Source organism: Salinibacterium xinjiangense, from assembly GCF_014645015.1.
In the GTDB taxonomy this organism is placed as follows: Bacteria; Actinomycetota; Actinomycetes; order Actinomycetales; family Microbacteriaceae; genus Rhodoglobus; species Rhodoglobus xinjiangensis.
Genome location: NZ_BMLC01000001.1, coordinates 573,128 through 596,489, shown reverse-complemented (window position 1 = coordinate 596,489; position 23,362 = coordinate 573,128). Strand labels below are relative to the sequence as shown.

Genomic DNA, 23,362 nt, shown 5'->3' with positions numbered 1-23,362 from the left:
GTCGAGAACTGGCCCGTCGAGAACTGGCCCGTCTAGAACTGGCGGGGCAGGTCTGCCTCGACGAGGATCCCGTCTTCGATCGCGCGCTTGCGCAGGGCGACCTTGGTGCCCACATCGAAGCCGGCCACGCGATACTTCTCACGGATGCGCTTGAGGTAACTCTTGGCGGTCTCTTCCGAGATGCTCAGCTGGAACGCTACGGCCTTGACCGGCTCACCACCGCCATACAGCGCCATGACCCTGCGTTCCTGGGCGCTGAGCTTGGGGGATCCACCGATCTCACCGGAGTTGAGCGCCAGGTCGAGCTCAGCCGAGACAAACGACTCACCCTTGGATGCCGCACGGATCGCCTCGACGATCATGCCGGCGTCTTCGCTCTTGACGAGGTAGCCGAGGGCACCTGCCCCGAGGGCCTCACGCACGACGTTGGGTTCGGAGTACGTGCTCATCAGCACGACCCGCACACCCGTGGTGCGAAGCGTGTTGATCTTCAGCGAGACCGGGATGTTGTCTTTGAGATCGAGGTCAAGCAGCACCACATCGACGGGGAACTCGGGATGGGTGATCAGCTCGGGCCAGGTGGGAACGGCGACCACCATGTCGATGTCGTCGGCAGCATTGGTGATCCACTCGGTAAGGGCGCCGAGTAGCATCCTGTGGTCGTCGACGAGTGCGACGCGAATTCGGTCGGTCTGGTCAGTCACGATGAGTCCTCTTGTTTCGATTACTGGTCTGCTGGGTTGTCGACGAGGCAGGCGATTTGCACCTGCAGGCTGGAATTCTGGGTGGAGTCACTGTACTGGCCGATCTTGCGCAGCGCTTCCCATGTGGCGGGGTCGACCTTGCTGCGGCCCATGCCCGTGATGGTGAGGATGATCGGAATCGTGATCTTGCGACCATAACCCGTTTCGACCGATTCGGTGACCGGCCCGACCGCGATCTGCACCATGCGGGTGGCGCTCTTGGCTGAGTCGCTGATGAGCAGCCACACCGATGACAGGAGTCCGTCTCGCTGCTGGGGATCGAGCAGCCCGGCGAGGCTGCCCTTGTCGATGAGGGTGACGACCTTTCCGAGGAGATCGGATTCGGTGATCGCGTGGTACAGCCACGTCTCCCGGCGACCTTCGATGAGGTGCAGCCTCAGCTCGGTGGCGAGGGATGCCGCCACCGAGGCGGTCTTCGGATCGAGGGGCAGCTTAGTGCGGCCCGTCGAGACGGAATCGAGCAGCTCTTCCGCCGCCAGGTCGAGTCGCGCGAGCTCCTCCGACGCCATCATGCCGACAGCGAAACGGGGAGCGGACACTGTGCTCTGCACGAGCACCCTGTCGAGTTCGACCTGCACCAGCCTGCGGAAACCCCTGACGAGCACAACACCGATGATTGCAGGCGCTACCGCGAGCGCGAGCGTTGTGACCTGCGACGCGATCGTGTCGGCGGAGATCGTCGAGTTCAGCACGATGCCCACAGCGAAGACCAGGCCGATCGCGGCCGCCGATGCGAGGATGTCAGTGGCCGGTCTCACGACCACCACCACGAGCAGGGCGACCCCCGCTGCGACAGAGGCTGTGGCGCTCTGGCCGATGTCATTCAGCGGCCAGATCGCGGAGAAGTCGAGGGCGATCGTGACGGCGAGCCCCAGCAGGAAGAGCGCGAACATCCAGGGCGGAAGTTCACCGACAACCGATCGCGAGGCGAACACGGTCGCGACGCCCACGACGATCAGCACGATCCAGGCGGCAAGGGCGATCAGCGGGTTTGGATAGTCGCTCCACTGTGCGACCATCCAGATGAGCCCGCAGACGGCGAGCAGCCCGGAGACGATGACCGCTCCGACTCCGATAAAGCCGATCCCGAGACTCGATCTCAGGGGAGTGGCGGCGCGGATGACGCGGCGGGTGGCGTCGGCCTCACGCCGCTTTCCGCGGCCGAGTATGGTGCCGAGAGTGTTCTCTTCCGGCGGTGAGTAGGTCATCGGGGAACCTCCAGCACCACGGTGGTGCCCGAGCCCGGCGAGGAGAACAACCGTGCTCGGCCGCCCACCTCTTTGAGGCGGCCGACGACCGATTCCTTGAAGCCGAGCCGAGCCGAGTCGACATCATCGAGCAGGAAGCCGACACCGGCATCCGTGATCATGGCCCGCACGGTGGTCTCATCGTCGGTGATCGTGACATGGGCTTCGGTCACGCCCGAGTGCCGACGGACGTTCTCGAGACACTCAGCGAGCGCGAGAAGGAACGCGTCGAGCACCTCGCTCGGCAGCAGCACCTGCCCGGTACCGTGCCAGCTCACCTCCAGACCCATTCGGCCGAATCGCTGCTTGACCGATTCGAGAGTGGTGCCGAGCACCGTCTCTTCCACCTTCTCCAGGTTGTAGTTACCCGAAGACTGGGGGCTCGGCGTCGCCCCGAGCCGGAGCTGGCGAAGCAACCGCGCGTCGTCGGCAGACTGCTGTCGCATTGCCGCTGGCGCGACCCCGACCCCGGAATGCGCGAGCAGCGTGAGCGTGGCTAGAACCGTGTCATGCAGCAGCCGGGCGCCCTGGCGGCGCTGTGCCTCGGTCTCGCTGGCCTGGCGCTCAGCGCGATGCGCTCGACCGATGCTGGCGATCCTGCGTGCGACCTGCGGAACCCCGGCGCTGACCCAGAAGCCGATGAGCCCGGCAAGCGTCCACCCGAGCACGATGAGTCCCAGCGTGCTCGAGATCGGCTGCAGGGTCAGCGTCACGAGGGCCGTCGCGAGGCTGACGACGATGAAACCGGCGGCGAGGGCAACCCGCCTGGCGGCATCCGTGGTCAGCACTATCGCCGTCGACGCGAGAGATCCGCCGGCAAGTTGGGTGACGGCAGAGATCGCGGACGGGGTGGGGCTGTTGAGAGGCAGTGCAGTCGCAAGGATGATGATGATTAAGCCGGTGAAATAGGCCCCTGCGACCAAGCCCAGAGAGCGGCTGCGACCGGTCATGAACTGCAGGAGGCCGAGGATGACGTAGAACGGGAAGCAGATGGCCAGCGTCGTGAAGTCGACCGAACCGGGCAGGCTCAGGCAGATGAGCGAGACGATGGTGAAGCTCAGGCCGAAGACCCGGGCTGTGCGGTGGAGCAGGCGGTCGCGCTCCTTGGCTATGAGGTCCATATATCGCTCATAGTTCCATAGTGTGGCCCTAAAAGGGGGGTGGCGCTCCGAATGTGATTGTCGAATTGGGGGGTCGGGTAACCAATCCCGGCGGGTACTGCACTCACGTCCCGAGTAAGCGCTCGATCTGTGCGCCCACAAGGGCGTTTTCGATCAGGAATCCGTCATGGCCGAACTGCGACGAGATCACGTGGGGAACCGTTGCGTCGATGTTGCCGGGAGTGTGTGCCGCAATCTGATTCTGGTCTGCCACGGGGAAGAGCCTGTCGCTGTCGATGGCCAGGATGAGGGCTGGCATCGTCACCTTCGACAGGGCAGCGACCGTGCCACCCCTGCCGCGCCCGACGTCGTGCGAGTTCATCGCTGCGAGCAGCGTGAGGTAGCTGTTGGCGTCGAACCGGCGTGTGAATTTGTTTCCGTGGAAGTCGAGATAGCTCTCGACGGCGTACCGCCCGCCGTCACCGAGCGGACTGACCTCGCTCTGCGCGCTGCGCTCGAACCTGTCGTTGAGCTCGCTCGACGAACGGTAGTTGAGCAGGGCCATTCGCCGCGCGAGCGCGAGGCCGCGGTGGGGTCCGTCCCCGTCTGCGGCCTCGTAGTATTCGCCGTCGGCAAATGCGGGATCGATCCGTACGGCCTCGATCTGCAGCGAGTTGAGGGCGATCTGGTCTGCGCTCGACAGGGGTGGCGCGGCCAGCACCGCAACCCGTTCAAGTCGCTCCGGATAGCTTGCCGCCCATTCGAGCGACTGCATGCCGCCCATCGATCCGCCGATGACCGCAGCCCAGCGGTCGATGCCGAGGGCGTTCGTAAGCGCGAGCTGGACATCCACCTGGTCGCGAATGGTGACGAAGGGGAAACGAGGTCCCCACTCAGCCCCGTCGGGGGAGTACGACGCAGGGCCGGTGGTGCCCTGGCAGCCGCCAAGCATGTTGGGGGCCACGACGAACCATCGATCCGTATCGATCGCCTTGCCCCGGCCGACAAGGTCGTTCCACCAGCCGCCGGTAGCGTGCCCCGGGCCAGGAAGCCCCACGACGTGACTATCTCCAGTGAGTGCATGACAGATCAGGATCGCATTGCTCGAATCGGCATTGAGCGTACCGATCGTCTCGAAGGCGACGCGCACGGACGGCAGTTCCCCACCACGTTCCAGTGCCGTAGGACCGATCGACAGGAATCGCCGGGCACCGGGCGGATCGCCCTCCCGCCACGCACCCGACGCAGGCGGTTTGCCCACCACTGAGCGCGCGTTGGCTTCGGTGATGAAGGCCGAGGGAACCGTGTCTTCTGAGGTTTGCCAGTCCATGTCTCCTCAAGTATCGCGAACAAAACGGGACGCCGTCGTTTGTGTCAACGGCGGCGCCCCATTCTCGGGTGCGATCAGGCGCCTGCGACCAGTCAGCTGCGACCAGACGCGCCCGACCAGCCAGGTCCGACTAGACCGAGGCGCTGGCGGCCGCGGCAATGCTGCGAGCCGCGCCGAAACCAAGCTGCAGGTCGGCCTTGAGATCGTCGACGTTCTCGATTCCGACAGACAGCCTGATCAGACCGGGGGTGACGCCGGCGGTCAGCTGCTGCTCGGGGGTGAGCTGCGAGTGCGTGGTCGAGGCGGGGTGGATGATCAGGCTACGCACGTCGCCGATGTTCGCGAGGTGGCTGAACAGTTCGACGTTCTCGACCACGGCGCGGCCGGCATCGACCCCGCCCTTGAGCTCGAATGAGATGACGGCACCGACACCGCGCGGGGCGTACTTATTCGCCGCGGCGTACCACGGGCTCGACGGCAGGCCCGAGTAGTTCACCGAGGCGACATCCTCGTGGCTCTCCAGCCATTCCGCGATTTCCTGGGCATTCTGAACGTGTCGTTCGATGCGCAGGCTGAGTGTCTCGATTCCCTGGATGATGGCGAACGAACTGTCTGGCGAGATAGCGGCTCCGGTGTCGCGAAGGATTGTCACCCGCGCCTTGATCACGAACGCGATCGCGTCGCCGAGCACGCCCGTATAGCTCGCACCGTGGTAGCTCGGGTCTGGTTCGGTAAGGCCCGGGAACTTGTCGGCGTTCGCTGCCCAGGGAAACTTCCCGCCGTCGACAATGACGCCGGCGATGACGGTCCCGTGTCCGCCGAGAAACTTCGTGGCGGAGTGGATGACGATGTCCGCGCCGAACTCGATCGGGCGGATCAGGTACGGCGTCGCGATCGTGTTGTCGACGATCAGCGGGAGGTTGTGCTCGTGAGCGACGGCGGCGACGCCCTCGATGTCGAGGATGTTGATCTTCGGGTTTCCGATGGTCTCGGCAAAGAACAGCTTGGTGTTCGGGCGCACGGCCGCTGCCCACTCCGCGGCGTCATCCTGATCTTCGATGAAGGTCACTTCGATGCCGAGCTTGCTGAGCGTGTACTTGAAGAGGTTGTAGGTGCCACCATAGATCGACGACGACGACACGATGTGGTCGCCGGCGCCCGCGATGTTGAGCACGGCGTAGGTGACGGCCGATGATCCGGATGCCACGGCAAGCGCTGCCGTCCCGCCCTCGAGGGCCGCGACCCGCTTCTCCAGCACGTCGGTGGTGGGGTTCATCAGGCGGGTGTAGATGTTGCCGAACTCGGCCAGCGCAAATAGGTTTTGCGCGTGCTCGGTGCTGTTGAACACATACGAGGTCGTCTTGTAGATCGGTGTTGCGCGGGCGTTCGTCGTGGGGTCGGGCTGCGCCCCGGAATGAACCTGCTTGGTCTCGAACTTCCATTCACTCATCGGGTATCTCTTTCTTGCCGCTCGGTCGGGCCTCGATCGGATTCCCGACCTCGAGAGCGAGCATACGGACGAGCTCGCGCCGCGGCAATGGAGTCGAGACATAACTCGTAATGCAGGCTTGAAAAAACGAGAGTACTCCTGCGAGACTAGTACCGTGTCGTCAATTCGATTGTTTATTCTCGGTTCCCTTGCGGAGCGCGGCGAGATGCACGGTCACGCCATCCGGTTGCTTGCCGAAGAAGAGCGCATCGATAACTGGACTGACTTCGGGCCGGGAGCGATCTACGGGGCGATCAAGAGACTCGCGGCAGACGAACTCATCGTCGAGCGGCGCACGGAGCGCGAAGGCAATTACCCCGAGCGCCAGATCTACGGGATCACCCATACCGGCACCGCGATGCTCGCCGAACTCCGTCGCGATGGCCTTGAGCACATCGTCTACCGCCACGATCCGGTAGACCTGGCCATCGCCCGGTACGACCCGGACAACATGGATGGGCTCGTGGCGGCGCTGCGGGAACGCCTGGCCGAGTTGAAAAACCGTCGGACGTACGCCGAGCAGCATGGCGCGCTCATCCGCCAGTACCTGACTCTCATGGAGAGCCACGTGATGCGGCACCAGCATCACCGTCTGTCTGGCGAGATCGCCTGGCACGAAGAACTGCTCGCGGCTATGCCTGAGATCATCCTCGACGAAAACGTGAGAAAGAGCACAGCGTCATGACCGACAACACCCGCACTGCTCCACCATCCGGTCGACCTCCGTGGACACCGCCAGAGGGCGTCAGCGAGAAGCGCGCATGGGCCTCGCTCGCCGTGCTGATGGTCGGGCTCTTCATGTCATTGCTCGACACCACGATCGTGAATGTCGCGTTGCCGACCATCCGCGACAGCATCAATGCCGACGAAGCGACCCTGGCGTGGATTATCTCGGGCTACGCTCTCGCCTTCGGTCTCGTGCTCATCCCCGCAGGTCGAATTGGCGACAGCATCGGTCATAAATGGGTGTTCTTCGCCGGGCTCGCACTGTTCACGGCAGCGAGCCTGTTTGCCGGAGTCGCCCAGGATCCCACGCAGCTCATCGTCGCCAGGGTGCTGCAGGGCCTCGGCGGCGGAATCTTCTTCCCGCCCGTCACGGCCTTCATCCAGCTGCTTTTCCCACCGACGAAGCGCGGCAAGGCGTTCGCGATCCTCGGGGCGGTGCTGGGGGTGTCGTCTGCGCTCGGCCCGATCGTCGGGGGGCTTCTCATCGAGGCCTTCGGCGAGCAGAGCGGGTGGCGTTACATCTTCTTCGTCAATCTGCCCATCGGAGTTGCAGGCATGGTGGCCGCCGCGATCGTGTTACCGAAACTGGCGCCGGGGGTGAAGTTGTCGCTCGACGGGGTAGGGCTGCTGCTGCTCGCCGGTTCACTCGTCGCGATCCTCGTGCCGCTCATCCAGGGACAGGAAGAGGGATGGCCTCTCTGGACGTATCTCTCGATCGTCGCGGGAATAGTGCTGCTCGTGCTCTTCGCTCTCTGGGAGAGAAGGCTCGCGGCTCGCGGAATCTCGCCCCTGGTACCTCCGCGGCTGTTCTCACATGCCGCGTTCACGGGTGGCACGATTCTCGCGCTCGTCTATTTCGCGGCCTTCACAAGCATCTTCTTCACGATCGCGCTGCTGTGGCAGGCGGGACTCGGCCACACGGCGCTCGAGTCCGGACTGGTGACCATCCCGTTCGCCATCGGCAACATTGTCGCGGCATCGCAAAGCGATCGGCTCGCCCAGAAGCTCGGCAGGGGAGTACTCGTGCTCGGCGCGGGCATGGTGTTCCTCGGTCTCGTGTCGCTCTGGATCCTCTTCCTGACAGTGCCCGGTGCCGATCTCACCAACTGGATGCTGCTTGGTCCGATGCTTGTCGCCGGCCTCGGAAACGGCTTCTTCATCGCTCCGAACAGCCGATTCATCGTGGCCACGGTCGACCAGTCCGAGGCGGGTGCCGCCAGCGGTGTCATCGGCACCATGCAGCGCATCGGCAGTGCGATCGGGATCGCCGTCGTCTCGAGCGTGCTCTTCGCCGTGGCGAACCTCGGCGGGGTTGCCGATGAGGTCAGGCAGAAGGTCGGTGCAGCGCTGAAGGCAGGAACCTACTCGACCCCGGAACTCGCTGGCGATGCGATCTCGAAGACGGTGCTTGCTGCGCACGTCACCGATGCGGCGACGGTCGCCATGTTCGTCAGCGCGTGCTTTGCCCTCGTGGCACTGGCCCTCGTGTTCACACTTCCCAGGCGGGTGCAGTTGCACTGATCAGGGTTGGCGAGGCGCCTTCAGCCCATCCCTGTCGATGAACAGCCATGATGCTCGAGGCTCGACGAGGGGCCTGAAGACCCGGCGCACGATCGGGGTTCCCAGGGCGAGCGCGATCCCGATCCCCATGAGAATCATGAGAGGGAGCAGCCAGACTGGCGGGTTCTCACCAGCCAGAAGGCTGGATTCCCTGATCGGGTAGAGCACGAACGTGTGCAGCAGATAGATGTACATCGTCGCCTGGCCCCACACGGTGAGCGGAGTACTGTGTCGCGGCACCAGCACGATGAACGCTGCGATGAGGATCGTCGCGAGCAGGATAAAACCGAGTCGAGCCGCACCCGCCCACCACACCGCGGCCCCCATGTCTGAATACGAGGCGTCGTAGAAGAACCAGTGCTGCAATGAGATCATCCGGAATTGCTCGATGTTCACGATGATGACGGTGATCCAGACAACCAGCACAGCGACGGCGCCCCCGCGGATCCAGAGGCTCGCCCGGGCTGGCGCGTCGTTCCACCGGTCGATGAGTCCCCACCGCTTCAGCTGCCACCCGAGCACGAAGAACGGGAGGATGCCGAGGGCGCGCGCCAGCGAGAACGTGTTGTCCACGTTGCTCCAGTACCCGACGGCGATCGACAACACGACAGCCCACGCGAGTGGGAAGCGGATGAGCGCGAGATAGGGCAGCACCAGCCTGAAGATCGCGAGCGCGAGCAGGAACCACAGTGTCCAGCTGGCTTTCGTCGGGTTGAAGTCCTGGCTGCCGGTCGCCAGGAACTGCACGACCGTCCAGATCGCCTCCATGATGAAATACGGCAACAGGATGTCGGTGAGCACCCGTTTCATCTGCGTTCCGTCCGGCGGCCCGGGCTTGGAGAAGTACCCGCTGATAACGGCGAAGGCCGGCATGTGGAACGAGTAGATCAGCAGGTAGATGATGTAGGCGTTGTCGGAGGCGCCGGTCATCCGCTGGATGCTGTGGCCGATGACGACAAGCGTGACGGCGAGGAATCGTGCGTTGTCCCACAGGGGTACGCGCTTTCTCGTCCCCGTCGCGGGGATAGTAGGTGCTGGGATCGTCACCCGCCCCAGAATAGCCGCGCTATTTTTGTTCTATGACTCCTGAGACCGATTCCGCAGCATCCACCACCGCCACGACGAGACGCGCCATCATCACCGGAGCGAGCTCCGGCATCGGTGCAGCCACGGTCAGGCTGCTCCGCCAGCACGGCTGGGATGTCGTCGGGGTGGCCCGCCGTGCCGACCGACTGCAGGCGCTCGCCGCCGAGACCGGCGCTGACGTCTTCGTCGCGGACGTGACCGTGCAGGACGAGGTTGATGCCCTGCGCGACTACCTCAGGACCCTCGGGCCTATCCATGCGCTCGTCAACAACGCGGGCGGGGCCCTGGGGCTCGACAGCGTCGAGTCGAGCGATGCCGACGACTGGATCCGGATGTTCGATGTGAACGTCGTCGGTGTGAAGAGGGTGACGAGCGCCCTGCTGCCGCTGCTGCGAGCCGGCGTGGTGCCTGGCGCGAGTGCCGACATCCTCACCGTCACCTCCATCGCCGGTCACATCGCCTATGAGGGAGGTGGGGGATACGTCGCCGCCAAGCACGCCCTCGCGTCGATGGTCGGCGTGCTGAGGCTTGAGCTCGCAGGAGAGCCGATCCGTGTCACCGAGATCGCCCCCGGTATGGTGCACACCGATGAGTTCTCGCTGGTCAGGTTCGCCGGCGACCAGGCGAAGGCCGATGCCGTGTATGACGACGTTCCGAACCCGCTGTACGCAGAAGATATTGCCGCCGCGATCGTGCACATGCTCGAGCTGCCGTTCTATGTGAACCTCGACCTGGTGACGATCAAGCCGGTAGCCCAGGCCGCACCGCACAAGGTGATCAGGGGTGAGCTGAGGCCGCGCTGACGATCTCGATGAGAGAGAGCCAGCCGATCAGCCCGAAAGTGATCGCGCGCGGCCTGCCTTCCAGTGCGGATTTCCTGGGAAGCGGACTCTGACGGGGCGTAGTGCCTGACCGTGCCACTACCGTTATGACATGGCTGATGACGCGCGCGAGATCCTGACCTGGAACGACTTCGGAACCGCGTCGCGGGAGCTCGCTGCGCAGGTCGTCCGCAGTGGTTTCGAGACGGATATCGTCGTCGCCATCGCCCGTGGCGGACTGCTGCTGGCGGGCAGCATCGCCTACGCCCTGGGTACCAAAAGCTGCGGTGCGGTCAACGCCGAGTTCTACGCGGGAGTCGGAACCCGGCTGCCAGCACCGGTGATGATGCCTCCACTGCTGGATGAGGCATCCATCATGGGTAAGAAGGTGCTCCTGGTGGATGACGTCTCAGACTCCGGCCGCACCCTCGCGATGGTCGGTCAACTGCTCGAGCTCGGCGGGGCCGAGGTTCGAACGGTCTGCCTCTACGTGAAGCCCGGCACGGTGGTCGAGCCCACCTACTCCTGGCGCATGACAGATCGCTGGATCGACTTCCCATGGTCGGCGCTGCCACCGGTAACCCCGGAGGAGGCGGCGGCCTGATGCCCGGGCCGCTCGCCGGACTGGTCGACCCTGCATGGGCGACCGCCCTCGAACCGGTAGCCCCCCAGATCGCCGCCCTCGGCGACTTCCTGAGAGCCGAGACCGCGGCCGATCGCCGCTACCTGCCTGTTGGTGAGAGAGTGTTCCGTGCTTTTGTCGCACCGCTCGCCGATGTGCGGGTGCTGATTGTGGGACAGGATCCGTATCCCACCCCCGGCCATGCCGTCGGGCTGTCGTTCTCGGTCGACCGTTCGGTGCGTCCGGTTCCGCGAAGCCTGCAGAACATCTACCGCGAGCTGCACGACGACCTCGGTATCGAGGTTGCCTCGCATGGGGACCTCGGCTCGTGGGCAGACAACGGGGTGATGCTGCTCAATCGGGTGCTGACCGTACAGGCCGGGGCGTCTGGGTCGCATCGCCGCAGGGGGTGGGAGGCGGTGACCGATACCGCGATCCGCGCTTTGGTCGACCGGGGAGGCCCCCTCGTCGCCATCCTGTGGGGAAAGGATGCCGCCAGCCTTGGCCCGCTGCTCGGCACTACCCCGACCATCGTGAGCGCCCACCCCAGCCCGTTGTCCGCTCGCAACGGCTTCTTCGGCTCGAGGCCATTCAGCCGTGCGAATACCCTGTTGCAACAGCAGGGTGCAAAACCTGTCGACTGGTCCCTTGGCTGACTAGGCTCGGTGCATGCTCGAAGAGGAATACCAGCCGCGTCGACGGCTGCCGCCTCACCTTCGGCCGGTGCCGGTTCCCGAGGCTCCATTCTCGTTCGAGTTACGCACGGCAGAACTCGGGGATCTGCCGAGCATTCGCGAGATTTACAACCACTACGTGTTGAACTCGTCGATCACCTTCGATGAGTCGCCGTGGATTTTCCCCGTGCTTCGAAAGAAATTCGACGATGTGACCCAGCGCGGCTTTCCGTTCATCGTCGCCGTCAGTCCGAGCGGGCAATTGCTCGGCTTCGCCTATGTCTACCCATGGAAGGCGAAGGCCGCGTACCGCGTCAGCGTCGAGAACCACATCTATCTGGGCCCGGCATCCACGGGCAAAGGACTGGGTAGGTCGATGATGGTCGAGCTCATCAGCCGGTCCCGGGCCGCCGGCGTCAGGGAGATCATCGCTGTCATCGCCGACCGGAACGCCGATGCTTCGATCAGGATGCACGAGAGACTCGGCTTCAAAGATGTCGGCCACATGGGCAGGGTCGGGTTCAAGTTCGACCGCTGGCTCGGCACCGTGACGATGAGGCTTCCACTGCGGAAGTAGCGGCAGCGTATACGCTCGGGGTCGCTCGCCGCGCGGTGAAATCCGTCAGGCGGGTGCGGGCACTTCATCCGGCACCGCCCCCTACGCCCGGAAGAGGAGGGGGATAGCGCCCCCCGTTCATCGTGATGGTCTCGTCGGGTACGTAGTCGCTAGTGTTTGCCGCCCAGTTCGAGAAGCACCACTCCGCCGACGATCAGGCCCATGCCGACGAGTTGTTGCCACGTCAGGGCCTCGTGGAAGACCACCCAGCTGATGACGGCCACAAGTACGACGCCGACTCCCGCCCAGATCGCATACGCGATTCCCAGCGGCACGCCCTTCGAGAGCGTTTGCGACAGCATCGCGAACGCGAAGATATACCCGATCACGACGATCGGGTATGCCCAGATCACAGGCTTTTCGCCCGAGGTGAGCTTGAGGAATGTGGTGGCGATGACCTCGCCGATGATCGCCAATGCCAGGAAGAGGTAGCCCATGGGCCGAAGCCTATTCTCAAGCCATGAACCATGGCCGTTCACGCGACGTAGCTTCGGCTCGTGCTCGGTGCCCGCACCGACCACGAGGCGGAGCGCGGCGTAGGCTCGGAAAGTGTTCGAACTCCATCACCTCACCGCCCAGGAACAACTCGACTGGCTGCGGCGCGGTGACGTCTCGCCCACCGAACTGGCGACACATTACCTCGAGCGCATCGAACGGCTCGACGACGATCTTGGGGCGTTTACGACGGTGACACCGGATGCCGCGCTGGAGCGGGCACGATTCGTCGAGCAGCACGTGCCGAAGTCCACCGCGCTCTGGGGGCTGCCGCTGGGCGACAAAGACCTGTGGCAGCGGGCGGGGGTGCGCACGACCTTCGGATCCCGGCTCACCGAGCATTTTGTGCCCGAGGTCTCTGACGACATCGTGGACGCGCTGGACGAGGCGGGCGGGGTCAGCCTCGGCAAGACGAGTGCGCCGGAGTTCGGCCTGCCGGCCTACACGGAATCCCGGGTCGGTCCTCCGGCTCGCACCCCCTGGGACGAATCACTCGGCGCAGGCGGCAGCAGTGGGGGAGCGGCAGTTGCGGTGGCCGCCGGCCTGCTTCCGGTCGCCCCGGGCTCGGACGGGGGCGGCTCCATCCGTATTCCGGCAGCAGCCACCGGTCTCGTCGGGCTCAAGCCTTCGCGCGGCCGTGTGCCCACCGGATCAGGATTCCTCTCGCTCGGCGGCCTCGTCACCGCCGGGCCACTCGCTCGCACTGTCGCGGATGCCGCGCTGCTGCTCGACGCCATCTCCGGACCATCGCCGTGGTCGGTGGGCCCACCTTCGTGGGACGGCGGAGCCTTGCTGAACGCTGCAGTTCGCGGCGAGGGCCGCTACCAGATCGGGGTGATGACCACCTCCCCATGGGATGACGCCTACGAGATCACGGTGTCGCCGGAGGCGGTCGCCGCCCTCGAGCTGGCGACCAGAGAACTGGACGCGCTCGGCCACGGCATCGAGCCTGTCGCTCTCGAGAGCGACCCGAGCTATGCGCCCGCGTTCCGCACGATCTGGCAGGCGGGGGCGGCGAACATCCCGGCGGAGGGAGAACAACTGCAGCTGCTCGAACCGCTCACGCGCTGGCTGGTCGCCCGGGGCCGTGAGCTGGATGCCCGGCAACTGGCGACCGCGCTGCAGGAGCTTGCGCTGTTCGAGCGCAGCGTCATCCGGCAATTCGCGTCGTTTGATGCGATCCTCACGCCCTCCCTCGCCATGACCCCGCGGCCGGTCGGCTGGTACAGCCAGGATGACCCCGAGCTGAATTTCACCCAGCAGGTGCAGTACACGCCGTGGACGAGTTTCGCGAACGTCAGCGGGCTGCCAGCGATCACGCTGCCGTTGTGCATGACGGAATCCGGCCTCCCGATGGGTGTGCAGCTCATCGGAAGGCCCGGTCGGGAAGACGTGTTGTTGGCGATCGGCGCACAACTGGAACGGCGTATCGCCTGGCAGAAACGGCACCCGCCGCAGTGGTGATTCGGCCCCTGCTGTGAATCCCCCCAAGGGGCCCAAAGTTAGGTAAGGCAAGCCTATACTTATGGGACATGTCCACTTCAGAGACCTTCGCCGACGGCATTGCCTGGAGCCCGTGCGACGCCGACAGGCTGCTGCTTGCGGGCGACGAGAACGCGCTCGGCACAATCAGGCTGATCCTCGCGACGCTCCCGGCCAAATCTCGCGGACAGGTGTTCATCGAGGTGCAGTCAGAGGGCGACATCGAGTCGATCGATGCGCCGGGCAGGTTCGCCGTCTGCTGGCTGGTTCGCGACCGTGGCCAGGCGATGCGCCGCTCGATCGACGCGTGGCTCGCTGAGATGCTGCCGGTGAGTGCCTTCGGTGAGAGCACCGTCTACGCCTGGATCGCGGCCGACGGCCAGGCCCGACTGCTCAGCTCAAACTGACAGCAGTTCTCGCTACGGCTTGAGCCCGACGAGAAGGGCGCTGGCGGTCCACAGCGCCTCTGCACTGCCGGGCGTTCTCACGCTCTTCTGGGTTCGGCCATCGGGCTTCAAGCCATCGAAATAGGTGCCGTTGGCGGCATCCACCGTGTCCACTGTCGCGAGGTGCACGAGGGGGGTCGCTCCCTGTTCAGCCGAGATGCCCATGCTGCCGCCAGACACGAATCGGCCGACCTTCAGTAGCGGCGAGTCGGTGCCGAAACCGGTCGCCACGAATCCGGGGTGGAAGCTGTACGCGTCGAGGCCTCGGGTTGCGAGCGACTGGGTGAACAGGATGGTCGCAATCTTCGAGGTGCCGTAGGCCTGCCAGCCGCCGAGCCACGGGCGCTTCTTCCACTGCAGGTCGTCGATTCGCAGGCTACCGAAGGTGTTGGCGAGGCTCGCCGTGGCAATAACGCGGGCGTTGCACGCCACGAGTTTCGGCATCAGCAGGTTGGTCAGTAGGAATGGTGCGAGGTGGTTGTGCTGGATGGTGCGCTCGTAGCCGTCGGCAGAGAGACCCCGTTGGTGCACGAGCCCTCCCGCGTTGTTCGCGAGCACGTCGATGCGCTCGTAGCGTTCGAGCAGCCTCCGGGCCAGCGCACGCACGTCACCCAGCCGGTCGAAGTCTGCAAGGAACGGAGTGCCTCCTATGGCGGCAGCGACCTTTCGCGTGCGCTCGGGATTGCGGCCCACGACGGCGACCTCCCAGCCTTCCGCGGCAAGCCTGCCGGCCGCATTGGCTCCGATTCCCGAGCTCGCCCCGGTGATCACCACAGTCTTCGTCATCGGCCGTACCCACCCTTCGCCAGTCCCGCCTCGATCTCGAAACGGTTGTGCCTCGCATCCTGCCCCGCATCGAGGTAGAGCGGGATGAATGCAAGGCCGTACTTCTTCCACTGGGCGGCGTGCACGGCTTCATGCTCCAGCACCGACGGGCCCGCGTTATCAGTCGTCAGATACACGGCGCCGATCGTCGTCCCTCCCTGACCGTACGCCCATTTCGGCAAACCGGATGCCACCACCAGCCGTCCCGCGCGTCGCAGCCTGAACCGCCCCAGCACCGCGCCCCAGGCCCAGCCGCACGCCGTTGCGAACCAGAACCCCGGTCGGGCGATCACAGGATGCAGCAGCACGACCCGCAGCCAGCCCAGCCTGCTGGCACGTCGGACGATTCCCCCGGCATAGCGACCTGGGCGATCAGCGGAGGGGGATCCATCGGTCGCCATGATTCGCAGAATACAGTGGCAACATGGTCGCAGGCATCAACCGCATAGCGATGATCTCCATGCACACCTCCCCGGTCACCCAGGCGGGCACGGGTGATGCCGGCGGGTTGAACGTCGCGGTCCTCGGAATAGCAGCAGAGCTGGCGATTCGGGATGTCGAGGTCGACCTGCTGACTCGTGCCGTCGACGAACCGAGCTCGCGCAGGCTGCTGCCGGGTGTCACGCTGCACGAACTCGCCGCCGGACCGGCAGGCCCGCTGCCCAAAGAACGACTGCCGCAGGTCACCGACGAGTTTGGTGAGGCCGTGGCGCGGCTCGCGCGTGCCCGCGATGGTGGCTGGGACCTGATGCACGCCCACTACTGGCTCAGCGGAATCGCCGTGTTGCCTGTGTCGCTCGAGCTTCGACTGCCGCTGGTGCAGAGCTTTCACACCATCGGGGCGATGAAAAATGCGCTGGCAGCGGCGGATGCTGCCCCTGAGCCCGAACAGCGGCTCCGCAGCGAGACGTTCATCGCCAGCCAGGCGGATGCGATCATCGCGGCATCATCCGCCGAGGCCACGGCACTCATCGACCTGGCAGGAGCCCCCGCAGACCGCACCTGGATCGTGCCTCCCGGTGTCGATCTCGGCCTGTTCAGCCCGCGCACCGAATCCAGTTGCGAAGCCATCCGGCTGGCTTTGGGCCTCGACCCCGACAAGCCGATCGTGGTGATCGCCGGGCGCGTCCAGGGCCTCAAAGGTCACGACCTGGCGATCCGTGCACTCTCCGAACTGCGCGCCATCCGCGGCTGGACGCCCCTGCTCGTCGTCGCGGGGGAGGTCACCCCCGGTGACGAAGCTTTCGCGGATGAACTGGTGCAGCTCGCGATGGAACTCGGCGTGGCATCCGACGTCAGGTTCGTCGGCGCCCTGCAGCGAGACGCCCTAGCCGACCTGCTCTCTGCCGCGGCCGTGACGATCATGCCCTCGTTCTCCGAAACGTTCGGGCTGGTGGCACTGGAGTCGGCGGCCTCAGGAACACCGGTCATTGCGTTTCGCACGGGAGGCCTTACCGACGCGGTCAGCGAGGGCGTCTCCGGGCTGCTGCTCGGCACGCGTGAGCCGCGCCATTGGGCGACGGAGATTGCGATCATGATCGAGGATCACGATCGCAGGGCGGCCATGTCCCTCACGGCGCGCACGCACGCCGAGCGATTCACCTGGGCGACGGCGGCAGCGAGCCTGCTCGGAATCTACGCCGAGGTGGCGGGCCCAGGCTGAATGGCGCCCGGGCGACCGTAGGTTTCGAGCAGTCGCAGCCAGATCTCGTTCATCGTCGGATACGCGGGAACAGCGTGCCACAGCCGGTCGATCGGCACCTCGCCGACGATGGCGATCGTGGCGGCCTGGATGAGCTCGCTGACGTCCTGCCCCACGAAGGTCACGCCGATGATCACCCCGCGCTTCTCATCGACGACCATGCGGGCCCTGCCTTCGTAGCCGTCGGCCTGAAGGCTCGCGCCGGCGATGGATCCGAGCTCGTAGTCGACGACCCGCACGTCGAACCCGGCCTCGCGCGCCGCGGTCGACGTGAGCCCTACGGAGGCCACCTCGGGTTCACTGAACGCGACCTGCGGCACGGCCTGGTGGTCGGCGGTGGCGACGTGGGTGCCCCAGGGCGCGTCATCCACAGGCTTGCCGAGTGCCCTGGCGACGATCACATCGCCGGTGGCGCGCGCCTGGTACTTGCCCTGGTGGGTCAGGAGCGCGCGGTGGTTCACGTCGCCGGCCGCATACAGCCAGTCGCTTCCGACGGCTTTCAGGGTGTCGTCCACCTCGATCCAATCGCCGGCTTTCAACCCGACGACCTCCAGGCCGATATCGGATGACCGTGGCACCCTGCCGGTCGCGACGAGCAGTTTCTCGACCTCGAGCACCTGGCCGTCGACGGTGATCGCGAACCCGGCCGCTGTCTTCTCGACCGCTGTGGGGGAGGCCTTGCGGATGTCGACACCGAGCTGCCGCAGGCTCGTCGACACCAGGTCGCCAGCAAAGTCTTCCTGGCGCTGCAGCAGGCCGCTCCTCGCTAGGATCGTCACCTCGGTGCCGAAGCTCACGTACGCCGTGGCCATCTCGACGGCGACGACTCCGCCGCCGATGATCGCGAGGCTCGCCGGTGCCGACTGGGCGCTCGTCGCCTCACGCGGAGTCCACGGCTGTGCATCCTTCAGACCCTCGATATCGGGAAGCATGGGGTCGGAACCCGTGCATACGACCACCGCATACTCGGCAGTGAGAACCGTCGTGGAGTCGTCGCTCGCGGTGACGGTGACCTCCCTGATGCCGGTGAGGCGCCCGTGGCCGCGTACGAGCGCGATACCGACGCCATCGAGCCAGTCCACCTGGCTCTGGTCATCCCAGTCGTGGGTGAAACTGTTGCGGCGGGCCAGAACCGCAGCGACATCCAGCTCGCCCGTCACCGCCTCCGCGGCTCCACCGAGCCTTTTCGCGGCCCTGAGGGCCATGCCGCTGCGGATGAGCGTCTTCGATGGCATGCACGCCCAGTACGAGCAGTCCCCGCCGACGAGCTCACTTTCGACCACGACCGCGGTCAGGCCGCCCTGCACTATCCGGTCGGCGACGTTCTCTGCAACCGCTCCTGCTCCGATGACGATGACGTCGAAATGGCTGTCTGATGTATGGGACACGGTCGGCTCCTCGGTTCGGTGGACTACTCAACCATTCTGCGTGAAATTCGGCCAGTGCTGGGGCTAACGGCCGATGAAGTTCGCGGGCGTGCGCGAAAGGAACGACTCCATACCGATGCGGGCATCCTCTGACCGCGTGAGTCGTACGAGCTCGGGCTGCAGGGCGACCTCGGCCACGGCATCCCCCTCGCGCACAGCGGCGCGAGCGTTGGCCAGTGTGGCCTGTACGGCCAGCGGCGCCTGGGCGGCGATCCGTTGGGCGAGCTCGAGGCCACGAGCGTACTGCTCGCCGTGGGGCACGACTTCCTGCACGAGGCCGATGCGGTGCGCCTCGGAGGCGGGGAACGTGTCGCCGGTGAGCATCCATCGCATGGCATTGCCCCAGCCGACGGTGCGCGGCAGCCTGATGGTGGCACCCCCGAAAGGAAGGATGCCGCGGGCGACTTCGATCTGCCCGAACACCGTACTGTCGGCCGCGACAACGACGTCGCTTGCGAGCATTAACTCGATTCCGAGAGTCAGGCAGGTGCCCTGCACGGCGATGACGATCGGTTTGGTGATCTGCTCCCCAGAGACCTGCCACGGGTTGATGCCGCCCTCTGGGACCGAGTCGAGCCCATCGGCGCCGATGCGCGGAGCAACGTCGGCGAGGTCGAGACCCCCGGTGAAGTGGTCACCGTGGGCGAAGACGAATCCCACGCGCAGCTCAGGGTCGCGCGAGAGCAGGCCATAGGCGAGCGCAAGTTCCTGCAGCATGCGCAGGTCGGCGGCGTTGCGTTTCTCCGGGCGGTTCAGGCCGATGAGCAGCGCGTGGCCGTCGCGCTCCACCGTCACCCTGGGTGTGGCGACTTCGGGGATTGCGGCTGTCTCGACATCATTGGCGGTCATGCTTCAAGACTACGGGCCGGTCGATGGCCGACGGAAAGCCGCCGCCGGGTCAGGCGCGAGTGGCCGAATTGAGCGCTCCGATGATCCTGAGGATCGTGGGCATGTCATCCGCCGCCGCCGCCACGGAGGCGGGCGCGAATTCCGTCACCCCCGCGCCCGCGAGCGGGAAGCGCGCGAGCAGGCCCTTGAGGGTCTCGACGAGGGTCGCCGCGGTCACACCGAATGGTTCCGGGTAGCCGAGGCCCGTGAAATCGGCGGAATCGATCACATCGAGGTCGATGTGAAGGTAGACGGATGTCGCGCCGGTAGCTTCGACGGCGGCAACCAGCGTCTCGGTGTCGAGATCGTCGGACTCGATGCAGCGGATGTTGTGCTCGGCGATGAACGAGTCTTCGGCGGGGTCGAACGACCGGGCCCCGGCGAGGATGACCCGGCTCGGATCGACGGCGGCTGCGGGCACCAGTTGGTCTACGCCTTCACCCAGGAGCGTACGAAGTACCATCCCGGTGAAAGCTCCGGATGGGCTCGACGCCGAGGTATTCAGGTCGGGATGCGCGTCGAACCAGACGATCGCGACATCCGGCGACTGTGTGGCATGGCTGATCGCGGCAAGCTCGACACCGCAGTCACCACCGATCGTGATCGGGGTTCCCGTGGTCTCGCGGAGTACCTTTGCGAGACGGTCGCGTACCAGCATGATCGAGCTGAGCCGGTGGACACCGGTGCCCTGGGCGTCACCGGCCTCGAGTGGAACGTCGACCACCACCGTGGACGACATCGGCAGGTCACCGCGGATCGCCTCGGCGCCATCGACGAGGCGCATGGCGCGGGATGATCCGGAACCCTGCCACTGGGGCACGACGACGAAGGTGGCAGGCATGCGAGAACTTTAGCGCGTTGCCTTCGCGAGGTTCTCTTTCAGCTCGGCTTTGGTCTGGCGCTGTCCGTATGCTGGCCGGTCGCGCTCGACGCGCCAGCTCTCGTCCAGCGATCCCACGTCGACGGCGTCGAAGCCGAACTTGTCGTAGAGCTCGGTCACCGTGGTCTTCGCATCCTCGTCGTCACCGGCGATGGCCAGCGCACGACGGTCGGGATCGTCGGCCGCTGAACCGTCGGTGGTGATATCGGCCGACATGATGTGATTGAAACCCTTGACGACGTAGCTCTGGGGGAGGTGCTTCTGGAGGAGCCCTGAGACTGTTTCCTCGTTGTTGTCGAGCGACTCGATATGCCCATCGCGCTCGAAGTAGTAGTTGTTCGTGTCGATCACGATCTTTCCCGCAAGCTCGTCGACGGGGACCTCCCGGTAATTCTTAAGCGGCACCGTCACCACGGCGATGTCTGCGGCCTCCGCGGCCTGCACAGCAGTGGCGGCACGGGCCTGCGGTCCGAGTTCTTCGATCAGGTCCGCGAGGGTCTCGGGCCCACGTGAGTTGCTGAGAACCACGTCATATCCGCTCTCGATCGCCTTGCGGGCGACCTGGCTGCCGATGTTTCCTGCTCCGATGAATCCGATAGTTGTCATGCTTGTCATTAAGCCACTGCGACGCCGCAATGTCACCACGAGCGCCATTACTAACAGCCAATACGGAAGGGCGGCCGATCGGGGTCGACCGCCCTTCCGCGCACAGTTACGGCGTGATCGCCTGAGGTGTGGCGCCGCCGGCCTTGAGGGCGGCGAGGCGGGCATCCACTTCAACCTGCGTGCTGAGGTCTTCGAGGCCTTCGAACTGGGAATCGAGGCTGGATGCTGCGAGCTCCTGCTGCCCGGCGACTTTTGCCTCCTCGCGGCGGATCTTGTCTTCGAAGCGGCCCAGTTCGCTGGTGGGATCCATCAGGTCGATCGACTTGATTGCGTCGAGCACCTGGCTCTGGGCATCCGCGGTCTTCGATCGGGCGACGAGCTCGTCTCGCTTGGCGATGAGCTGCGACAGCTTGGCGTGCATGCCGTCGAGACCTTTCTTCAGCGCGTCGACGGTCGTGGTCTGTGAAGCGATCGTGGGCTCTGCCTGTTGTGCCTCGTTCTCGGATGAGACCTGGCGCTGCAGGGCGATCTTCGCGAGGTTGTCGAACTTGTCTGCATCACCCGCGTTGCCTGCCGAGCGCAGTTCGTCTGCCTTGTTGCTGGCCGCGAGAGCCTTGCGGCCCCAGTCGGCTGCGGCAGCGACATCCTCAGCATGATCCTGCTCCATCAGGCGCAGGTTGCCGATGGTCTGGGCGACGGCGCCCTCAGCTTCGGAGATGCTGTTCGTGAAGTCGCGCACGAGCTGGTCAAGCATCAGCTGCGGGTCTTCTGCCTGGTCGATCAGGTTGTTGACATTGGCTCTCAGAAGCTGTGAGACGCGACCGAGGATTGTTTGCTTAGCCATTCAGGGTGCCTTTCGTGAGGGTGGAGTGATCATGCGAAAGCCTGTTCAGAATCTACCGCCGCGGCTGCTGCGGCCACCACTGCTGCGACTCGAGCTGCAGTAGCTGCTGCCTCGGTGGCGATGATCCCGGGGGAGGTGATCCTGGGGAGGCAATCCCGGCGTAGATGATCCTGGGGGAGGTGGCAGCATTGATCAGCTTGCCTGCGCGAGACTCACACCCGGGCGCCCTCGTCGACTGGTGCGCCGGGTGTTATGACCCCCATGATGGTGTCACGGCAGCCAGGATTTCGGCTATAGTCGGGGGCGAATGGACCGTCGACACAATGGTGTGCCGACGGTTCTTCTTTCGTGGTGGAGCTGGTCAGCCGATGGTGATCTGCGACAGCGGGCCGCTCACGAGGTCGAGCTCCGGCCTCTCCGGCTGCAGCATCGACGAGTCGGCCGTGAAGTCGATAGCCGCAGAGAGGTCGTATACCCCTGCGGGAACAGCCGGCAATCCATCCCGGAATGACGGCCCGAGGTCGTCGTCCACCTCGCATCGCACCGGGGTGAACGATGCCCGGTACTCCATGGATGCCCCGGGCTCGAGGTCCACGATAGCGAGAGACATGATCGTGGGACCGTTGCTGTGCCACAGCACGACACCATCCTGCGACAGGGTGATGGCGGGGGTGGCGCCCGTGGAACCGGTTACTCGGGTAGCGCTCGTGTTGGTGAGTCGCACCGTGCCGTCCACCGGATCTGCGCCGGCCGGGGCCTGGGCCGGGAAGGCGACATCCAGCCGGAGTCCGTTAAAGCTGGCAGCCACTTCGGTGAGCGTGCCGGTGCAGAGGTTGAGCCTGTCAGCCGGAGCGCGCTTCAGCGTCGATTCGAGATCACCTGGCAACGGAGCCTGCTCGGTGGTCGACCCGCTGTCGGAGGCACCCTGCGAGGTCATCATCGCGGGGAACGAGAATGGGGCGGTCTGCACGACTACGGCGACAAGCGCGACGACGGCGAGAGCACCCACAGCGCCCGCGGCAACCTGCAAGGGCCGGCGGCGTCCGCGACTCCTGGCAATGACGCGGTCGGGGTCTATCGAATTACGCGGCCCATCGCCTGCCGCGAACATGTCACGCAGGTCCTGTTCACTGGGCATGGGGCGCCCCCGTCGTCATAGTCTTCGATTCGTCCCGAAGGGAGCGCTCGGTTTCGCTGGTCAGGGAGACGGCCATCTTCGCGAGTCCATCGCTCAGGTAGCGCTTCACCGCCCCCTGGCTGATCTGTAATTCGTCGGCGATGGCGGCCACGGTGAGGTCTTCGTAATACCGCAGTACCACGCAGGCTCGCTCGCGCGGGGTGAGTCGCATGAGCTGGTGACGAAGGTCGACGGCCGCATCGGTGGCCGCATCGGTAGCGTCGGCGACGTCACGTGCGACCTGGAGGTGCGCTGTCCTGCGCCAGAGGCTTCGCCTGCGTCCTCCGTCGAGGTAGGTGTTCAGGATGACGCGGCGCACGTACGCCTCGGCGCTCGCGATCGTGAAACCGTTGCGAAGACGACCGAACGTCTTGACCAGCGCATCCTGCACGAGGTCTGACGCGTCATCCTGGCTGCCGGAGACGAGGTACGCATACCGGGTCAGGGCGTCGCCGCGCTGGGCCACGAGCCTGGTGACGACCGCTTCCCAACCGGAAGCATCGACGGATCCTGCTGCCACGTCTCGCCTCTCCGGGAATGCCGCCCCGAGAGGAG

General features: G+C 65.4%; 25 protein-coding genes. 9 read left to right on the top strand and 16 right to left on the bottom strand.

Going from position 1 to position 23,362, the window contains the following annotated elements:
* Positions 1 to 32: 32 nt before the first annotated feature.
* From IEW81_RS02830 to IEW81_RS02810, 5 genes are all read right to left on the bottom strand, one after another.
* Positions 33 to 704, bottom strand: coding sequence for a response regulator transcription factor (locus IEW81_RS02830; RefSeq protein ID WP_097060595.1), 672 nt, complete (start codon positions 702 to 704; stop codon positions 33 to 35).
* Positions 705 to 724: 20 nt separating this feature from the next.
* Positions 725 to 1,972, bottom strand: a complete 1,248-nt coding sequence (locus IEW81_RS02825; RefSeq protein WP_097060596.1) for a hypothetical protein — start codon at positions 1,970 to 1,972, stop codon at positions 725 to 727.
* Positions 1,969 to 3,132, bottom strand: a complete 1,164-nt coding sequence (locus IEW81_RS02820) for a sensor histidine kinase (protein ID WP_097060597.1) — start codon at positions 3,130 to 3,132, stop codon at positions 1,969 to 1,971. The genes IEW81_RS02825 and IEW81_RS02820 overlap by 4 nt, the downstream gene beginning before the upstream one ends.
* 103 nt (positions 3,133 to 3,235) lie before the next feature.
* A complete protein-coding gene (gene metX, locus IEW81_RS02815; RefSeq protein WP_097060598.1) occupies positions 3,236 to 4,441 on the bottom strand; it encodes a homoserine O-acetyltransferase MetX in 1,206 nt (401 codons plus the stop codon).
* Between the two features lie 130 nt (positions 4,442 to 4,571).
* Positions 4,572 to 5,993, bottom strand: coding sequence for a bifunctional o-acetylhomoserine/o-acetylserine sulfhydrylase (locus tag IEW81_RS02810; protein WP_268236620.1), 1,422 nt, complete (start codon positions 5,991 to 5,993; stop codon positions 4,572 to 4,574).
* 52 nt (positions 5,994 to 6,045) lie between these two features.
* Here IEW81_RS02810 and IEW81_RS02805 point away from each other — a divergent pair, with 52 nt between their 5' ends.
* Positions 6,046 to 6,615 (top strand): PadR family transcriptional regulator, encoded by a 570-nt coding sequence (locus IEW81_RS02805; RefSeq protein ID WP_097060600.1) that lies wholly within the window; start codon positions 6,046 to 6,048, stop codon positions 6,613 to 6,615.
* A complete protein-coding gene (locus tag IEW81_RS02800; protein WP_097060601.1) occupies positions 6,612 to 8,177 on the top strand; it encodes an MFS transporter in 1,566 nt (521 codons plus the stop codon). Before IEW81_RS02805 ends, IEW81_RS02800 begins: the two co-directional genes overlap by 4 nt.
* On the opposite strand, the gene IEW81_RS02795 is transcribed toward IEW81_RS02800, so the two are convergent.
* On the bottom strand, positions 8,178 to 9,263 hold the full coding sequence (locus tag IEW81_RS02795; RefSeq protein WP_097060602.1) for an acyltransferase family protein: 1,086 nt from the start codon (positions 9,261 to 9,263) through the stop codon (positions 8,178 to 8,180).
* 32 nt (positions 9,264 to 9,295) lie between these two features.
* On the opposite strand from IEW81_RS02795, the gene IEW81_RS02790 reads away from it, so the two are divergent.
* From IEW81_RS02790 to IEW81_RS02775, 4 genes are all read left to right on the top strand, one after another.
* Positions 9,296 to 10,105 carry an SDR family NAD(P)-dependent oxidoreductase gene (locus IEW81_RS02790; protein WP_097060603.1) on the top strand — a complete coding sequence of 270 codons (810 nt, stop codon included), beginning with the start codon at positions 9,296 to 9,298 and terminating at the stop codon, positions 10,103 to 10,105.
* Positions 10,106 to 10,235: 130 nt separating this feature from the next.
* Complete coding sequence (locus tag IEW81_RS02785) at positions 10,236 to 10,727, top strand: phosphoribosyltransferase (RefSeq protein ID WP_097060604.1); 492 nt, start codon at positions 10,236 to 10,238, stop codon at positions 10,725 to 10,727.
* On the top strand, positions 10,727 to 11,401 hold the full coding sequence (locus IEW81_RS02780) for a uracil-DNA glycosylase (protein WP_097060931.1): 675 nt from the start codon (positions 10,727 to 10,729) through the stop codon (positions 11,399 to 11,401). The genes IEW81_RS02785 and IEW81_RS02780 overlap by 1 nt, the downstream gene beginning before the upstream one ends.
* A 13-nt stretch (positions 11,402 to 11,414) precedes the next feature.
* Entirely contained in the window at positions 11,415 to 11,996 is a 582-nt protein-coding gene (locus tag IEW81_RS02775) for a GNAT family N-acetyltransferase (RefSeq protein ID WP_097060605.1), read from the top strand.
* Positions 11,997 to 12,145: 149 nt separating this feature from the next.
* On the opposite strand, the gene IEW81_RS02770 is transcribed toward IEW81_RS02775, so the two are convergent.
* Positions 12,146 to 12,472 (bottom strand): DMT family transporter, encoded by a 327-nt coding sequence (locus tag IEW81_RS02770; RefSeq protein ID WP_097060606.1) that lies wholly within the window; start codon positions 12,470 to 12,472, stop codon positions 12,146 to 12,148.
* Positions 12,473 to 12,584: 112 nt separating this feature from the next.
* Between IEW81_RS02770 and IEW81_RS02765 the strand changes: the two genes are divergently transcribed.
* Both IEW81_RS02765 and IEW81_RS02760 read left to right on the top strand, forming a co-directional pair.
* Positions 12,585 to 13,994 (top strand): amidase, encoded by a 1,410-nt coding sequence (locus IEW81_RS02765; RefSeq protein ID WP_097060607.1) that lies wholly within the window; start codon positions 12,585 to 12,587, stop codon positions 13,992 to 13,994.
* Positions 13,995 to 14,062: 68 nt separating this feature from the next.
* The gene (locus IEW81_RS02760; RefSeq protein WP_097060608.1) at positions 14,063 to 14,419 is read left to right on the top strand and encodes a siderophore-interacting protein; all 357 of its coding nucleotides are present in this window, start codon (positions 14,063 to 14,065) and stop codon (positions 14,417 to 14,419) included.
* A 12-nt stretch (positions 14,420 to 14,431) separates the two neighbouring features.
* On the opposite strand, the gene IEW81_RS02755 is transcribed toward IEW81_RS02760, so the two are convergent.
* Together IEW81_RS02755 and IEW81_RS02750 are read right to left on the bottom strand one after the other, a co-directional pair.
* Entirely contained in the window at positions 14,432 to 15,244 is an 813-nt protein-coding gene (locus tag IEW81_RS02755; RefSeq protein WP_097060609.1) for an SDR family NAD(P)-dependent oxidoreductase, read from the bottom strand.
* Positions 15,241 to 15,684 (bottom strand): hypothetical protein, encoded by a 444-nt coding sequence (locus IEW81_RS02750; protein WP_229671209.1) that lies wholly within the window; start codon positions 15,682 to 15,684, stop codon positions 15,241 to 15,243. The genes IEW81_RS02755 and IEW81_RS02750 overlap by 4 nt, the downstream gene beginning before the upstream one ends.
* Positions 15,685 to 15,707: 23 nt before the next feature.
* On the opposite strand from IEW81_RS02750, the gene IEW81_RS02745 reads away from it, so the two are divergent.
* Entirely contained in the window at positions 15,708 to 16,946 is a 1,239-nt protein-coding gene (locus IEW81_RS02745; protein ID WP_097060610.1) for a glycosyltransferase, read from the top strand.
* On the opposite strand, the gene IEW81_RS02740 is transcribed toward IEW81_RS02745, so the two are convergent.
* From IEW81_RS02740 to IEW81_RS02710, 7 genes are all read right to left on the bottom strand, one after another.
* On the bottom strand, positions 16,919 to 18,373 hold the full coding sequence (locus tag IEW81_RS02740; RefSeq protein WP_097060611.1) for a dihydrolipoyl dehydrogenase family protein: 1,455 nt from the start codon (positions 18,371 to 18,373) through the stop codon (positions 16,919 to 16,921). The two genes, IEW81_RS02745 and IEW81_RS02740, sit on opposite strands and share 28 nt — an antisense overlap.
* Before the next feature lie 63 nt (positions 18,374 to 18,436).
* Positions 18,437 to 19,261 carry a crotonase/enoyl-CoA hydratase family protein gene (locus IEW81_RS02735; protein ID WP_097060612.1) on the bottom strand — a complete coding sequence of 275 codons (825 nt, stop codon included), beginning with the start codon at positions 19,259 to 19,261 and terminating at the stop codon, positions 18,437 to 18,439.
* A gap of 49 nt (positions 19,262 to 19,310) precedes the next feature.
* A complete protein-coding gene (locus IEW81_RS02730) occupies positions 19,311 to 20,141 on the bottom strand; it encodes an arginase family protein (RefSeq protein WP_097060613.1) in 831 nt (276 codons plus the stop codon).
* A 9-nt stretch (positions 20,142 to 20,150) separates the two neighbouring features.
* Positions 20,151 to 20,834: an NADPH-dependent F420 reductase gene (locus tag IEW81_RS02725; RefSeq protein ID WP_373285364.1), complete on the bottom strand. Its 684-nt coding sequence runs from the start codon at positions 20,832 to 20,834 to the stop codon at positions 20,151 to 20,153.
* A 58-nt stretch (positions 20,835 to 20,892) separates the two neighbouring features.
* Complete coding sequence (locus IEW81_RS02720) at positions 20,893 to 21,630, bottom strand: PspA/IM30 family protein (protein ID WP_097060615.1); 738 nt, start codon at positions 21,628 to 21,630, stop codon at positions 20,893 to 20,895.
* Positions 21,631 to 21,991: 361 nt separating this feature from the next.
* Positions 21,992 to 22,768, bottom strand: a complete 777-nt coding sequence (locus IEW81_RS02715; RefSeq protein ID WP_097060616.1) for a hypothetical protein — start codon at positions 22,766 to 22,768, stop codon at positions 21,992 to 21,994.
* A complete protein-coding gene (locus IEW81_RS02710) occupies positions 22,758 to 23,327 on the bottom strand; it encodes an RNA polymerase sigma factor (protein ID WP_097060933.1) in 570 nt (189 codons plus the stop codon). The genes IEW81_RS02715 and IEW81_RS02710 overlap by 11 nt, the downstream gene beginning before the upstream one ends.
* Positions 23,328 to 23,362 lie beyond the last annotated feature (35 nt).

Excerpts from the sequence above, each read along its gene's own strand:
- IEW81_RS02825 (WP_097060596.1), bottom strand. The coding sequence starts at position 1,972 with ATGACCTACTCACCGCCGGAAGAGAACACTCTCGGCACCATACTCGGC.
- IEW81_RS02820 (WP_097060597.1), bottom strand. The coding sequence starts at position 3,132 with ATGGACCTCATAGCCAAGGAGCGCGACCGCCTGCTCCACCGCACAGCC.
- metX (WP_097060598.1), bottom strand. The coding sequence starts at position 4,441 with ATGGACTGGCAAACCTCAGAAGACACGGTTCCCTCGGCCTTCATCACC.
- IEW81_RS02810 (WP_268236620.1), bottom strand. The coding sequence starts at position 5,993 with ATGTCTCGACTCCATTGCCGCGGCGCGAGCTCGTCCGTATGCTCGCTC.
- IEW81_RS02800 (WP_097060601.1), top strand. The coding sequence starts at position 6,612 with ATGACCGACAACACCCGCACTGCTCCACCATCCGGTCGACCTCCGTGG.
- IEW81_RS02790 (WP_097060603.1), top strand. The coding sequence starts at position 9,296 with ATGACTCCTGAGACCGATTCCGCAGCATCCACCACCGCCACGACGAGA.
- IEW81_RS02785 (WP_097060604.1), top strand. The coding sequence starts at position 10,236 with ATGGCTGATGACGCGCGCGAGATCCTGACCTGGAACGACTTCGGAACC.
- IEW81_RS02780 (WP_097060931.1), top strand. The coding sequence starts at position 10,727 with ATGCCCGGGCCGCTCGCCGGACTGGTCGACCCTGCATGGGCGACCGCC.
- IEW81_RS02775 (WP_097060605.1), top strand. The coding sequence starts at position 11,415 with ATGCTCGAAGAGGAATACCAGCCGCGTCGACGGCTGCCGCCTCACCTT.
- IEW81_RS02770 (WP_097060606.1), bottom strand. The coding sequence starts at position 12,472 with ATGGGCTACCTCTTCCTGGCATTGGCGATCATCGGCGAGGTCATCGCC.
- IEW81_RS02760 (WP_097060608.1), top strand. The coding sequence starts at position 14,063 with ATGTCCACTTCAGAGACCTTCGCCGACGGCATTGCCTGGAGCCCGTGC.
- IEW81_RS02755 (WP_097060609.1), bottom strand. The coding sequence starts at position 15,244 with ATGACGAAGACTGTGGTGATCACCGGGGCGAGCTCGGGAATCGGAGCC.
- IEW81_RS02750 (WP_229671209.1), bottom strand. The coding sequence starts at position 15,684 with ATGGCGACCGATGGATCCCCCTCCGCTGATCGCCCAGGTCGCTATGCC.
- IEW81_RS02745 (WP_097060610.1), top strand. The coding sequence starts at position 15,708 with ATGGTCGCAGGCATCAACCGCATAGCGATGATCTCCATGCACACCTCC.
- IEW81_RS02735 (WP_097060612.1), bottom strand. The coding sequence starts at position 19,261 with ATGACCGCCAATGATGTCGAGACAGCCGCAATCCCCGAAGTCGCCACA.
- IEW81_RS02730 (WP_097060613.1), bottom strand. The coding sequence starts at position 20,141 with ATGCCTGCCACCTTCGTCGTCGTGCCCCAGTGGCAGGGTTCCGGATCA.
- IEW81_RS02725 (WP_373285364.1), bottom strand. The coding sequence starts at position 20,834 with ATGGCGCTCGTGGTGACATTGCGGCGTCGCAGTGGCTTAATGACAAGC.
- IEW81_RS02720 (WP_097060615.1), bottom strand. The coding sequence starts at position 21,630 with ATGGCTAAGCAAACAATCCTCGGTCGCGTCTCACAGCTTCTGAGAGCC.
- IEW81_RS02715 (WP_097060616.1), bottom strand. The coding sequence starts at position 22,768 with ATGCCCAGTGAACAGGACCTGCGTGACATGTTCGCGGCAGGCGATGGG.